Annotated in this window: 11 protein-coding genes and 3 pseudogenes; 12 read left to right on the top strand and 2 right to left on the bottom strand. The window is 58.7% G+C overall.

The annotated features are described in order from the left end of the window. Positions 1-410: 410 nt before the first annotated feature. Positions 411-548, top strand: coding sequence for a hypothetical protein (locus tag AC0L2J_RS15945; protein WP_317245085.1), 138 nt, complete (start codon positions 411-413; stop codon positions 546-548). Here AC0L2J_RS15945 and AC0L2J_RS15940 read toward each other — a convergent pair. Beyond that, positions 483-665, bottom strand: a complete 183-nt coding sequence (locus tag AC0L2J_RS15940; RefSeq protein ID WP_473391890.1) for a hypothetical protein — start codon at positions 663-665, stop codon at positions 483-485. The two genes, AC0L2J_RS15945 and AC0L2J_RS15940, sit on opposite strands and share 66 nt — an antisense overlap. On the opposite strand from AC0L2J_RS15940, the gene AC0L2J_RS15935 reads away from it, so the two are divergent. The 8 genes and pseudogenes from AC0L2J_RS15935 to AC0L2J_RS15900 all read left to right on the top strand — a co-directional run bounded on the left by AC0L2J_RS15935 (position 612) and on the right by AC0L2J_RS15900 (position 6,676). Continuing rightward, complete coding sequence (locus AC0L2J_RS15935; RefSeq protein ID WP_473254518.1) at positions 612-734, top strand: hypothetical protein; 123 nt, start codon at positions 612-614, stop codon at positions 732-734. The genes AC0L2J_RS15940 and AC0L2J_RS15935 overlap by 54 nt on opposite strands. 453 nt (positions 735-1,187) lie before the next feature. Then, positions 1,188-2,060, top strand: a complete 873-nt coding sequence (gene panB / locus AC0L2J_RS15930) for a 3-methyl-2-oxobutanoate hydroxymethyltransferase (RefSeq protein ID WP_317245083.1) — start codon at positions 1,188-1,190, stop codon at positions 2,058-2,060. A gap of 14 nt (positions 2,061-2,074) precedes the next feature. Beyond that, the gene (panC, locus tag AC0L2J_RS15925; RefSeq protein ID WP_473254478.1) at positions 2,075-2,926 is read left to right on the top strand and encodes a pantoate--beta-alanine ligase; all 852 of its coding nucleotides are present in this window, start codon (positions 2,075-2,077) and stop codon (positions 2,924-2,926) included. Between the two features lie 575 nt (positions 2,927-3,501). Beyond that, positions 3,502-4,029 (top strand): annotated as a pseudogene (gene madM / locus AC0L2J_RS15920) (malonate transporter subunit MadM); the annotation flags it as partial. Continuing rightward, positions 4,030-4,748, top strand: a pseudogene (locus tag AC0L2J_RS15915) (GntR family transcriptional regulator). A gap of 543 nt (positions 4,749-5,291) precedes the next feature. Next, complete coding sequence (locus tag AC0L2J_RS15910) at positions 5,292-5,438, top strand: hypothetical protein (protein ID WP_409190258.1); 147 nt, start codon at positions 5,292-5,294, stop codon at positions 5,436-5,438. A gap of 31 nt (positions 5,439-5,469) precedes the next feature. Further along, a pseudogene (locus AC0L2J_RS15905) lies at positions 5,470-5,775 on the top strand (MFS transporter); the annotation flags it as partial. A gap of 64 nt (positions 5,776-5,839) precedes the next feature. After that, positions 5,840-6,676 carry an MFS transporter gene (locus AC0L2J_RS15900; protein ID WP_473391768.1) on the top strand — a complete coding sequence of 279 codons (837 nt, stop codon included), beginning with the start codon at positions 5,840-5,842 and terminating at the stop codon, positions 6,674-6,676. A 357-nt stretch (positions 6,677-7,033) separates the two neighbouring features. On the opposite strand, the gene AC0L2J_RS15895 is transcribed toward AC0L2J_RS15900, so the two are convergent. After that, on the bottom strand, positions 7,034-7,246 hold the full coding sequence (locus AC0L2J_RS15895; RefSeq protein WP_473391765.1) for a hypothetical protein: 213 nt from the start codon (positions 7,244-7,246) through the stop codon (positions 7,034-7,036). 283 nt (positions 7,247-7,529) lie between these two features. Here AC0L2J_RS15895 and AC0L2J_RS15890 point away from each other — a divergent pair, with 283 nt between their 5' ends. From AC0L2J_RS15890 to AC0L2J_RS15880, 3 genes are all read left to right on the top strand, one after another. After that, positions 7,530-7,940, top strand: coding sequence for a hypothetical protein (locus AC0L2J_RS15890; protein WP_409190255.1), 411 nt, complete (start codon positions 7,530-7,532; stop codon positions 7,938-7,940). Positions 7,941-8,301: 361 nt separating this feature from the next. Continuing rightward, positions 8,302-9,618, top strand: a complete 1,317-nt coding sequence (locus tag AC0L2J_RS15885) for a DUF3422 family protein (RefSeq protein WP_473391758.1) — start codon at positions 8,302-8,304, stop codon at positions 9,616-9,618. A gap of 522 nt (positions 9,619-10,140) precedes the next feature. Beyond that, positions 10,141-11,586, top strand: a complete 1,446-nt coding sequence (locus tag AC0L2J_RS15880) for a sigma-54 dependent transcriptional regulator (protein ID WP_473391754.1) — start codon at positions 10,141-10,143, stop codon at positions 11,584-11,586. The last annotated feature ends 491 nt before the right edge of the window (positions 11,587-12,077 follow it).

The following is a 12,077-nucleotide window of genomic DNA, read 5'->3' as shown; positions in this document are numbered from 1 at the left end:
ACAGCAAGCCTGAATATGGTTGGCTGCGTCAACCGATCGGCGGAGCGGCGAGGAGGCGGCTTGATCGGCCGCAGGTTCATCGGGCCGTTGCTTTCGCTGCAACAGGGTTAGGGTTGGTGGGGTATAGTATGTTGCAAGCCTAGTCCGCCCTGAAGGAAATTCAGCAGTCCGTCGAACGTTCAAATACGCCAAGCACGACGCTGCACGGTCCTGTGAAATATCCGCGACGTGCCGCTAAGTCCCGATCTATCTCAGTTTAGGCAGGAGCCTCAAAATGTTCGACGACTGGCCTTGAGCGGCCAGGCGAACAGCGCCGGCCACGCAGCTGTGTCGGTTCTTGCACAATCGATGTCACCGCTTGCGCGCCGCAGCCGACCTGCAGCACCAGAGCATTATCCAGGCGCCGACAAATGCAAAAAATCACAAGCCAGAAGAAGTCTCCGCGTGCATTAGTCGCGGGTGCCATGCAGATCGCACGTCTGCTACAGCATCCGGTAGATGCCAGCGCTGACGAATCGGCGGAAGAAGAACGCGATCGCGGTCATTGACTTGCGGGTTGGTCGGACCTCGACCTGCTTTGCAGGGTGGCGGCAACCAAGCTGGCCAGCACCCTGCGCTCTGACATCGCCGACATCGCTCGCCAAGCGCTGATGCGGCTCGACCAAGAGATCATCTGTGCCGCGGGCAGCCTGCAATGGCGTGAGCCAACACCGCGGAAACGGACGAACTCCTAGTGAAGCGTCAAGGCGGTGTCGACAGCATGACGTGAGTCGGCGGGACCACTGACCCGGACCCCGACTGACCACAGCTTCACCTTTCCGCCACTGGAAGACCAAAAGCTAATCGCAGCGCTTCGGCACGACTAGATCAGCGCACCCTGCGTCGTCCCGTGCGCTCTCATCTGGAATGGCTCCGACCGCCCCAGCGCGCCCTGAGGCGCGGCGTGACACAAGGTGCTTCCACATGACAATTTGAATTTTGAAAGTTCTTGCTTGGTGGTCGCGCGACCATTGGAATGTTTGTGTACTCGGTCGCGACCTTGGAGACGTATGTTTCTTTCTTTCTTTCTTTCACGGTTGACAGTTTTCTCTTGTCCTCCATACGAAAGCATGGTCCCAGTTTGCGCGTAATACTCGGCCGCGTCGCAATCGGATTTCCCTTCGCCTAGTTGATGGAACGTATCGAAAATGAGCCACGCTTCGGAAGTGTCAGTTGAGCGGGTCACGATCCCAATCTTGCAGCGGTGGAAGCAGGAGCGGCGGCGTGTCACCATGACCACCGCCTACGATGCGGTTACGGCAGGCATCGCCGACCCCATCGTCGATATCATTCTTGTGGGCGACAGCGTTGGCAATGTCTGTCTCGGATTCGACAACACGTTGCCGGTCAGCATGGCAATGATGAACCATCATCTGGAGGCTGTTGCACGCACAAGGCCCCGCGCCCTGCTCGTGGCCGATCTGCCGTTTCTTAGCTTTCACCTTGGTCCGGAGGAGACGATACGCAACGCTGGAGGGTTCCTGCAGCGAGGCGCAGATGCTGTGAAACTCGAGGGCGGGGCCAAGCGCGTGGAAATGGTGCGTGCCTTGGTCGATTGCGAAATTCCTGTCATGGGCCATCTCGGCCTCACCCCGCAAAGCGTCAATGTCATGGGCGGATTCAAGGTGCAGGGCCGGAACGCCGATGACGCTTTACGGCTGCTCGATGACGCTCACCGTCTGCAGGAGGCCGGATGCTTCGCGTTGGTGCTTGAAGGCATTCCGGCCGAGCTAGCCCAGCGAGCGACCGAATCGCTATCGATACCAACCATCGGAATCGGCGCGGGTCCCGACTGCTCGGGCCAAGTGCTCGTATTCCATGATGTGCTGGGGCTAACCATAGGTCATCGGCCCAAATTCGTTCGCGCCTATGCAGATGGTTTTCAGATGTTACAAGAGGCGCTCTCGCGCTGGGCTGCCGATGTCCGCACCGGTGCGTTCCCGGCGCCGCAGGAGTGCTATAGGCTTCCTGAAAGCCTGAGTGACATTATCGCAACCTGGGCTCCTCCCAACCCAACCTGATGTAAGGTGCAACGATGCAGACGATTACCACGGTCGCTGAGCTTCGTCGTGAGCTAGCGAAGGCTAGCAGCGCGGGCAAACGCGTCGGGTTAGTACCTACAATGGGGTATTTGCACGATGGCCATCTGGCCCTGGTCGACGCGAGCCGAGCGCAATGCGATGTCACCGTCGTTAGCATTTTCGTCAATCCGGCTCAGTTCGGACCAAACGAGGATCTCAGCAGCTATCCTCGCGATTTCGTGCGCGATGAAAAATTGTGCCGCGATGCCGGTGTTGAGATTGTGTTCGCGCCGGGTGCACAGGAAGTCTATCCGGCTCAATTCGAGACCTTCGTCGAGCCGGGCGAACTGGCGAAACCACTCTGCGGGGCTTTCAGGCCTGGGCATTTTCGGGGCGTGGCGACCGTCGTGTGCAAGCTGTTCAACATGGTGCATCCGGCCGTCGTGTTTTTCGGGCAAAAGGATTTTCAGCAATGCGCGGTCGTGCGTCGCATGGCGACAGATCTCAATCTTCCCATCAAGATCGTCACCGTGCCAACCGTTCGGGAACCGGACGGGCTCGCGATGAGCAGCCGCAATCGGTATCTCAGCAAGGAAGAACGTCGGCGAGCCGTTGCCATCAGTCGTGGACTGTTCGCCGCGGCGGAAGAATTCCGCGCAGGAGTGCGCGAGGTGGAGAAGCTGATTGCGATCGCCGAGCGGCAACTTGAGACAGTTGATCGGCTGCAATATCTTGAACTTGTCGACGGTGATACGCTCAAGCGCGCCGAGAGTCCCCTGCGGTTTCCGGCGGCGCTCTGTGTCGCAGCCTACGTTGGTTCGACCCGACTGATTGACAACGTTCTACTGGGACTACCAACTCCGTAGCGCAATTCAGAACCAAATCGATAAACCTATCTTCTCGTCATAATCCACGGATCGGCCGACCGATTCACCTGTTCAGGCCGTGGGCCCAACCCAGCGATTTGAGACGGTGCAGGTCCGGGATTTAAGCGTCGGGCACTCCGCGACCCTTGTTCCGCCGACGCAGCGCAAACCTTAGCATCTGGATGTGGGTCGGACATGGATTTAGCGATGAAGGGCTGGGTGCGCAAAGTTCAAGCCGCTCAGCGCCGGACTCATCGCCGTTTTGTCCCTGAACGGACTCAGTGTGGACGTGGGCCGGTCCGATTGAGCTCGGCGCCGCCAAAGGCGACCGTAGTGAATGGAGTGCGCGCCCGGTGCTTCTGCGAATTCGCCGCTAGTTCGCTCGAAAAGCAAGCCGTCTCAGCTCCCAGCATCTTCGGCACCGTCGACCATCTCCAACTTGCGGCGGCGCCGATCGTGGTGTAGGGGAGGATCATTTCCTTCACATCGCGGAACGCCCTGCGCTCGAAGTCGCGAGCATCGAACTGGAAGCATTCTTCGTGGGTTTGATGCGCGCTGCCGACGAGTGCCGTACAGGCGCGATGCTGCGGGATTTTGCCATCGTCGCCACGGCCTTCGAAGTCGACGTCGTTCATGCGCGCAAGGCCGGGCTGATCGGTGCGGTCGCGCTCGGATTGGGCACCGTCGTTCCGTTTCTCCTCGGCGTTCTCGTCGCCGCCGCGTTTGGCTACACTGACGCCGAATCGTTGACCACGATCGGCGCTGGCGCGGTCACCTACATTGTGGGACCGGTGACCGGCGCGGCGATCGGCGCGTCATCGCCAGTTATTGCGCTCTCAATCGCGACCGGTGTATTCAAGGCAGTGATCGTGATGATCGGCACGCCGTTCGTCGCGAAGATGATCGGCCTCAACAACCCGCGAAGCGCAATGGTCTTTGGCGGCTTGATGGGAACCGTCAGCGGCGTTTCCGGAGGGCTTGCGGCGACCGACCGGCGTCTGGTGCCTTACGGAGCGCTGACGGCGACATTTCACACCGGATTGGGATGTCTGGTCGCGCCGTCAATCCTATATTTCGCGGTGCGCGCGATCGTCGGAGGGTGAATGGCGGGTTTGTTCAAGGTTGCAGCCGAAGGGGAAGACGATGGGGGACTGCTCTCCGATCGCATCCGGAACGCGCTCACCGACGAGATCGCATCCGGCGCGCTCGTCGCAGGTTCCTCCCTGGAAGAGCAGCAATTAGCCGATCGCTTCGGCGCCTCCCGCACCCCGGTGCGGGAGGCGCTTCGGCAGCTCGTCGTGAGTGGCCTCGTCGAAATGCGCGGGCGTCGCGGGCTTCTGGTTGCCCGGATGACGCCCGAGCGCATCATGGACATGTTCGAGACCAGCGCCGAGGTGGAGGCGATGTGCGTCAGGCTCGCGACCTATCGCATGACCCCCTTGAGCGCAGCGATCTGATCGAACTCCACGAGGGCTCGCTGAAGATGGTCGAGGCAAATGACGTGGACGCCTATGACGACTTCAACCGGCAATTCCACGAAGGCATCTATCGCGCGACGCACAACGCATTTCTCGCCGAGCAGGCGCAGGATGTCCGTTCGCGGCTCAGCGCTTTCCGCCGCACGCAATTGCGCCAGGGCGATCGCATTCGCCGTTCCCGAGACGAGCATGAGGCCATCATGCAGGTGATTGCGGAAGGCGACGGCGAAACGGCAGCGCGACGGATGCGCGCCCATATGCTGAATGCGGCTGCGGCACTCAGGCGCTATATTGATGATCGCTTTGGTAAACAGCACAGCGGCGATGCGCCGGAGAACATTTGACGAGTTGCGGCAGGAGCTGGAGCATTTTGCGGTGAACAAAGAGCTCATTGGGAACTAAGTTGGATCCCTCTCGCCAGAGCGGGATCGGAACGGCCCTCTCTGTTGAACAGGAGGCGGGTGGTTCGAGCGCACCCAACTCTCGAACATGTCGAGCTTCGGGCGGAGCCGGCCTGCGGAGGGATTCACGGAAGACATAATTTGTCACATAGAGGCCTGAGAACTCGAACCCAGGATCATAGACCAGGAGAGATCGTCCGTGATGGTCCGCATCTACACGCCAGGCCCGGCGAAAAGCTGTCAATCATATCGGCAGTGAGAATATCTCGGCTTCCACGGGACCGAGCTGCAAGACGTCTTTCTCGTTGACGAACTCGTCACTGCGGCGGAGATCACATCGCGGAAACAGCTATGTTCTCCAATGCAGCGCCAAGTGTGGGGGATATTGACCCTAAAGCATCGATCAAGCCGATTTTCGAAACAACTAAGCCGATTGTAGAGAAAAAAGTACTTGAATGCCGTGTATGATGCGGGGGCTTACAGCAGATGGTGCTGGAATATCCCGACGAGCTTGAGATCACACCGGAGATTGGCGAGGTGGTTGCGGTATGGCTGCTTTATGCCCATCGTCCCCGCTATTCGTGCACGATCCTCGCCAGCCACCATCCCGAGTTGCAGGACCGGTTGCTTTGAACACATCAACAATAAACCGAACCGCAGAGTCATGAGGTTATCCCCTCCTGATCGGCGAACAAAACTGATCCTTGCCGCTCTGACCATCGCTGCGTTCGCGATTGGCCTAGATACGTTTGTCATCATCGGGGCTCTCGAAGTGATTTCTCGTGACCTCAATATTTCAACCGGCGCGGCCGGATGGGTCATCTCGATCTACGCACTCTGCTACGCCGTTTTCGCGCCGCTGAATGCCTCGATGTTCAGGGCCGTAAGCCGCCGCAACGTCCAGATCCTATCCCTGTCAATCTTCATCGTCGGAAACGTTGTCTGCGCAATCGCTCCAGACTTCTTAAGCCTTGCTGCAGCTCGAATCATTTCGGCCTACGGCGCAGCGATGTTCGCCCCGGCGGGCCACCGCGATGGCAACCGAGCTCCTGCCGCCCGCTCGCAAAGGGTTGGCATTGTCCCTTGTCTTTGGTGGCATGACCGTTTCACAAGTTGCGGGTGTTCCGGCGACCAGCTGGATCGCCGATGCCATCGGCTGGCGTTTCGCCTTCGGTTTCGTCATCATTGCGGGGCTGCTCGCATTGCTGATGTTCGCCCCGATGATGTCTGACGTCTCGACCATGGCGCAGGAGCGCAGAAACCCCCCGGCCTCGAAAGACTTCCCAAAGGTTATCTTCGGGATTCTTTCGGTTACGCTATTCGTGGTCGCCTCCGAGTTCGTCGTTTACTCCTATGTGAGCGTCTTCATCACCGGTTCTCTGCTTACAGGAGTGCCGCTGCTCTCAGCCGCGCTCTTTGCGTATGGTTTCGGAGCTGCGATGGGAAACGTAGCGTGCGGCTTTCTGACCGATCGTTTCGGCCCCTACAACGTCCTCATTGCGGCGGTCGGCGCACAACTAATGCTTCTCGTAGGTTTGATTTCATTCGGACACCATGGTGCCTTGACCGTGCTCATCGCATTCTTTTGGGGGAACGTGAGCTATATGTATCTCGTTCCGATCCAGCACCGACTTCTCGCTCTGGCCGGGGGCAGGTCGGAGCTAGTTCTGGCAATGAACAGCTCGACCACCTTCGCAGGAATCGCCATCGGCGCCTTTCTCGGCGGCATCCTCGTCGAAACCAGCGGGGTCACGTCCCTCGCTGTAGGGTCGATCCTGATTGGCCTCGTAGGCTACGGACTGGCTGTTGCTTTCATGCGCGACGTCGCACGTGCAGAAGCTGCAACACCTGCATCCCTTACATTCGATTAGCGTGCCCTCGCCGGCCTCTAGCGTTCCTGTCCGATCCCAAGCGGCCGATGGTCAACGCTGGGCGCGATGCTGCCAACGGCGCATCTCGGTGAGGCCGGTGTCCATCCCGTCGTCGCATCCGCGGCACGTGAGCTGCTGAACAAATCCGGCAATAAACGCCCGCGTGTCCTCAGCTCCGCGATCTCTTTCCTGGGCCGCTAGCGAGATCCGGTGGTGGGGAGGTGACGCGACGCTGGGATTGCCGGATTGCTACCGGTTTCGGTCGCCGCAAGCAGGAGATTCAAAGGCCCACTTCCGATTACCGAGCATGGCGGTCGGCCGCGTCATCTCGGCACCTCCAATAGCAGAGGCGACTCCTCAGACCCCTTTTCCTCGCGCGCCAGTCTTGCACTGTCGACGGCCGCTGCCGACGCCGCGCGCGCGAGCAACGCCGGTCATCAAATGATGTGCTGCGAAGCTGATTTCCTCGAAGGAAGCCGCAAACCGAGCCGCGGCATTCAGTGAAAAGCGTGTGCCGATCCCGCGGAACGCCTGATCAACAAATCGAAATCGAGATCGATAGTCGATCATTCGGAGTGCGATCGCCATTAGGCACGATGCGACGCTTGACCAGCGGTAGGCCTGTTTGACCTGAGGAATGGTTGTCCTTGGGACGGGTGCTCACGAGAATGGACAAGCCGCTCTTCGACCTTCGGGCGCCGGGAATTCAGGGCAAACCCAGACCCGATAGCTAAAAAACAGCCGGATTAGCCGCACAGCGACTTGGAAGTGGTTGCTTTGAGCAGTGCATCGCTGACAGAATGGCGTTGTTGTTTTGGTGTGGGTTGCGGTTGTGAATTTTCAAGCGTCCATAATGAAGGTGCTTGCCAGCTACCCGAACGGGTTGGGTAGGCTTTCGGACATCAAGCGCGACCTCGCATTTCTCGCGACCAGCGGCTCGGATTGGGCGGAGTATAGCAAGCGCCTTGGTGCCGCGTTTCCTTCGCTGGACATCTTCTCGCTCGGCTTCGTGCAGCGATATTCGTTCGGCTGGCGGTTGACCGCGAAGGGCGCGATTGCGCTTGAGATGATGGAAGAGAGCGCCAGAGCCATCGTGGGGGGGATCGAATCGACGGGGGAAGCGACCGCGCCGGAGACTGTCCGGGTAGATCCATCACTATCAGACGTAGAGGAAGCTGGCGGACAGACCGAGCAACCGGCGTCACCGGCGGATCGGCGCGCCCGGTTTACCGTGGTCGAGGGTGGCCAAAGCGAGGCCGCGTAGCAGCTCCTGCCGGTCCGCAACGTGCGCTTTACACGCTGCTTTGGGGCACAATGGAGCGGCCCCAGTTGCCGGAACGACTCAGAAATGCGCTTCGGCGGTGCGAGCTCAGCGCCGTCCGAAAGCAAATCGCAGCGAGCAGCGCGCGGGTTTCGTTGAGAGGCGGGCTTTCACAACGCTTGGCCGTTAACCCATTTCTTTGATTCCGCCTTTCCACTGCATAGACCTTGACCTACACCGTAAATGGTTATCTTGAATTTGGATGCAGGATGTTCCAACGTGGCTGTTTGCTCACGTACGCGGGCTCTGCTGCGTTCTGCATTGTCAGAGCCGCCATTTTCGAAGATGATTGCGCAAATTGCAGATGAACAATGTCGTTTCAGTTGGTGATAGTGAGTCGGATCTGCTGGCGACGCATCAGTTGCGTTCGCAGGTTTTGAGCGAGTTGCACGCACGTCCATTCACGCCGATTGCCGTCCCCAGCCGAGTTCTTCACTTTGCCTTCGACACGTCGGGAGCCCGGGCGGAGGCCGACCGCAACAATCTTGCCGAGCTCTGTAGTACACATGGCTTGGCCATACCGTCGCCGGAAGAACGATACCATCGCATTCAACTCGGCGCGCTCGCTTTGCGGTGGGAGCAGCATTCAGAGTTCGCAACTTATACCTGGGAAACTCCATCTGAGACTGACGTCGCGCCATTCAATGCGAGACCGACCTCTCTTGCAGCTGCAATGACTCGCGTTCCGCAACCGGGCCCGCTCTTGGTTGCTCTCGATTTGCATCTGCTTCCGGGGCAGGCAGCAGCAGCCATACCGCAGCTTCCGTTCGAGCGCGCAAGTCTGGTGATGGCTGAGAATTCAGACGGGAAAGCGTTCTATGCAACCGATTTTCAGCCCGATTCCTGCGGGTTTATTCGCATTCTCGTTATCGACCGTGGGCTCGACCGGGAGCGCGCGGGAGCACTGGTACAGCGAATCATTGAAGTCGAGACCTATCGGACCTTCGCTCTTCTCGGACTGCCTGAAGCTCGCCGGCTCTCGCCCAGTGTCGGCCTTGTCGAAAAACGACTTGCGGAGGTCATGGACGAGATGCGCAGGTCGAATGACCTTGCAAGCAACAGGCGATTGTTGAATGAATTGACGGAGCTGGCCGCGGAGGTCGAATCGGGCGCGGCTGCCAGCGGTTTTCGCTTTGGGGCAAGTCGCGCTTACGAGGAATTAGTCCAGCAGCGGCTCCAGACAATTGGCGAGAGGAAGCTAGGCGGCTTCCCGACGTGGTCGTCCTTCCTGGACCGCCGAATGGCTCCCGCAATGCGTACATGCGCCACTCTCGATGCGCGGCAGGCCACTCTCTCCGTCAAACTTTCGCGGGCTGCGGACCTCCTCCGAACGCGTGTCGATGTCGAGCTCGAGCAACAAAACCAGGAGTTGCTGCAATCGATGAACGCACGAACGCGATTGCAATTGCGGCTTCAAGCAACAGTGGAGGGGCTATCTGTTGCCGCCATAACTTACTATGTCGTTGGCCTTTTTGGGTACTTTGTCAAAGCTGCTCATGACAGCGGACGCGTATCGATTGAACCGAACTACATGATCGCGGGATTCGTTCCGATTGCCGCGTTGACGATTTGGTCGATCGTTCGAAAGATCCGTCGAAAACACGCCAATGACGAAGGATGATCGCTCACGGCCTGCCCACGATTGCAGGCCGAAATCATTTCGCCTGATTGGCTGATCGGAATACTGGCTGCGTCGAAGCTCCGATAATCTGCCCGCCCGGAGTTTAAGCGGCATCGGCTTTGCCGCCAGCAAGCATCAGCGACGCGCGGGTGAGCTGCTCAGATATATTGGACTCCAAATCTCCTGCGTGGAGCGCCTCAAGCTGAGCTAACAGTCCTCGCTGGGCTGTCAACCTTCGCCCCTTCCAGCTTGTCCAGTTCGAATCATTCCGTCATGGAGGATTCAGGGCCACGCCTCGTCCACAGATGCCGCCATTCGATCTGATCGGATGGACGCACAGGGGCTCAGGTTTACATCGCGTGCGAGCCCACTCGCGGCAACGATTTGCTTGCCTCGAGATGTCAGCTGCTCCAGCTGGGGCGCGGTCTTTCTGGACTGGGCAGCTGGCGTTCGCGGGAGTGGACCGTTGAAGGTTCCCGAGATTATTGCTAAGAAAGTTTCCAAATAGGCAAGAAGGATTGCATGGAAACCCAAGGAACGGTGCTCATCGTCGCCCGCGCTAGTCCGCAATGGTCCGCGACGGAAGAGGTCCTATCGGAGGAGTATGGCTATCGCGTCCTGGTCGTCCGCTCGGCGGAGGAAGCAACGAGCGCGTTGTCGGACGCTCACATTGACTTGGTTCTGGCAGAACACGGACCAAGCGGCGATGGTTTGACATTCCTTGTCAACTTGCGGGTCAGCCACCCAGACGTCGTCCGGGTCCTCGCGCTTGAGGCAAAAACGGAGTTGAGCCAACAGGCGATTTCACCGGCTGCGATTTATCAATTTGTGCGCAAGCCTTTGGATGCAAAGCAAATCGGCTTGGTCGTGGAGCGCGGTCTGGAGTCGCGCGAGCTTTCACGCCGTCATCGGATGCTGTCGCGCGAATTCAAGATTCGTGGCGATTCCCTAGGCGTTCAGCAACGGAATGGCGCTTCATTGCATGCCGAGAGCCAGCGCTTCGAAAAGCTGGTCTATGTTAGCGAAAAGCTCAGCGAACTTTGCGATCTGGCACGTAAAGCTGCGCGAACGGAATTGCCTATTCTAATTCAAGGTGAGACCGGCACGGGCAAGGAATTGCTGGCGCGCGCAATCCACTACAATTCGCCCCGCAAGACGAGCCCATTGATGGTCCAGAATTGCGGCGGGGTGTCCGATGAGCTGCTTCATTCGGAATTATTTGGCCACAAGCGCGGTGCGTTCACTGGCGCCATCTCCGACCGCCTGGGTTTGTTTCGGGCCGGTGACGGCGGAACGGTGTTCTTAGATGAGATATCGGAGGTATCGCCATCCTTTCAGGTGAGCCTGCTAAGGTTTCTTCAAGAGGGCGAAGTCAAGCCACTCGGTTCGGATAAGACCCAGACCTGCAACGTTCGCATCATCGCAGCTTCGAATCGGCCGCTGCGGACGCTCGTTGCCGCCGGAAAATATCGGCAGGACCTGTATTTTCGTCTCAAGGGGTTTGAGCTCGAGGTGCCTCCACTTCGTGACCGCCCTGTCGATATTCCGGCTCTTGCCGAGTTTTTTGCTGCCAAACATGCCGACGCGATGGGGCGCAAAATTCTAGGTATTTCCGCTGGGACCCTCGAGAAGCTGGCAGCGTTCGACTTCCCGGGCAACGTTCGAGAGCTCGAAAATGAAATCCGCAGGATGGTCTCCTTGGCGGAAGATGGTGAGTATTTGACCACAAAGTATATGTCACCGTCGATTCTTGCGGCGCCACCACGTCCGCGATTAAACGCAGCGCTTGCATTTGTGCCGCTAGGAACCACCTTGAAGGATAAGGTCGAGAGTTTGGAAAAGCAGGTTCTGAACGAAGCGCTGGATCGCCATCGCTGGAACCAGAGCCGGGCCGCGAACGAACTTGGTCTCTCGCGCGTTGGCCTGGCCAACAAGATCAAACGTTACGGTCTCGACGAAGCTAAGTGAGAGTTTGCGATGCCAGACGGGAAGGATGCGATCAATAGCGATGCTTCAGCGCAAATCGTCCGTTTCCCGCAATCACGCGTGAACCCCGCGGGAAGCTCCGAACCGTTTAGGGAGCTCGGCACTAGCCAGCTTTCAAGAGCTCTTGGCTTGCCTGAGCGTCAGGCCACCGGCCACTGGTGCAGCCGGTGTCGCGGCATTTGGTATGGATACTTGCTGGAAGTCACTTGCCCGGCATGCGGCAACCGTCATGGATAATCGCAACACGCTATGCACCAATACTGCCGGTTTGCTCCCGCCTTCGCGGCCCCGAAAACATCCGGCGAGTTGATACGCATCAGTGCGAGCGGCCAAGGGCCTTCAGCCCAGCCACGCACCTTGTGACACTTGCAATAGCGTTCTTCCTGGTAGCGCTCGGGGATTATCCCCTGAGCACGGGCCTTGGCGTGCATGACCGCGCTGCATTGATCATCAAATTTGAAAACTAACTTTGC

This window comes from Bradyrhizobium sp. MV1.5 (genome assembly GCF_055807615.1).
Note: the sequence above shows the minus strand (reverse complement) of the source record. Positions and strands in the feature narration are given on the sequence as shown.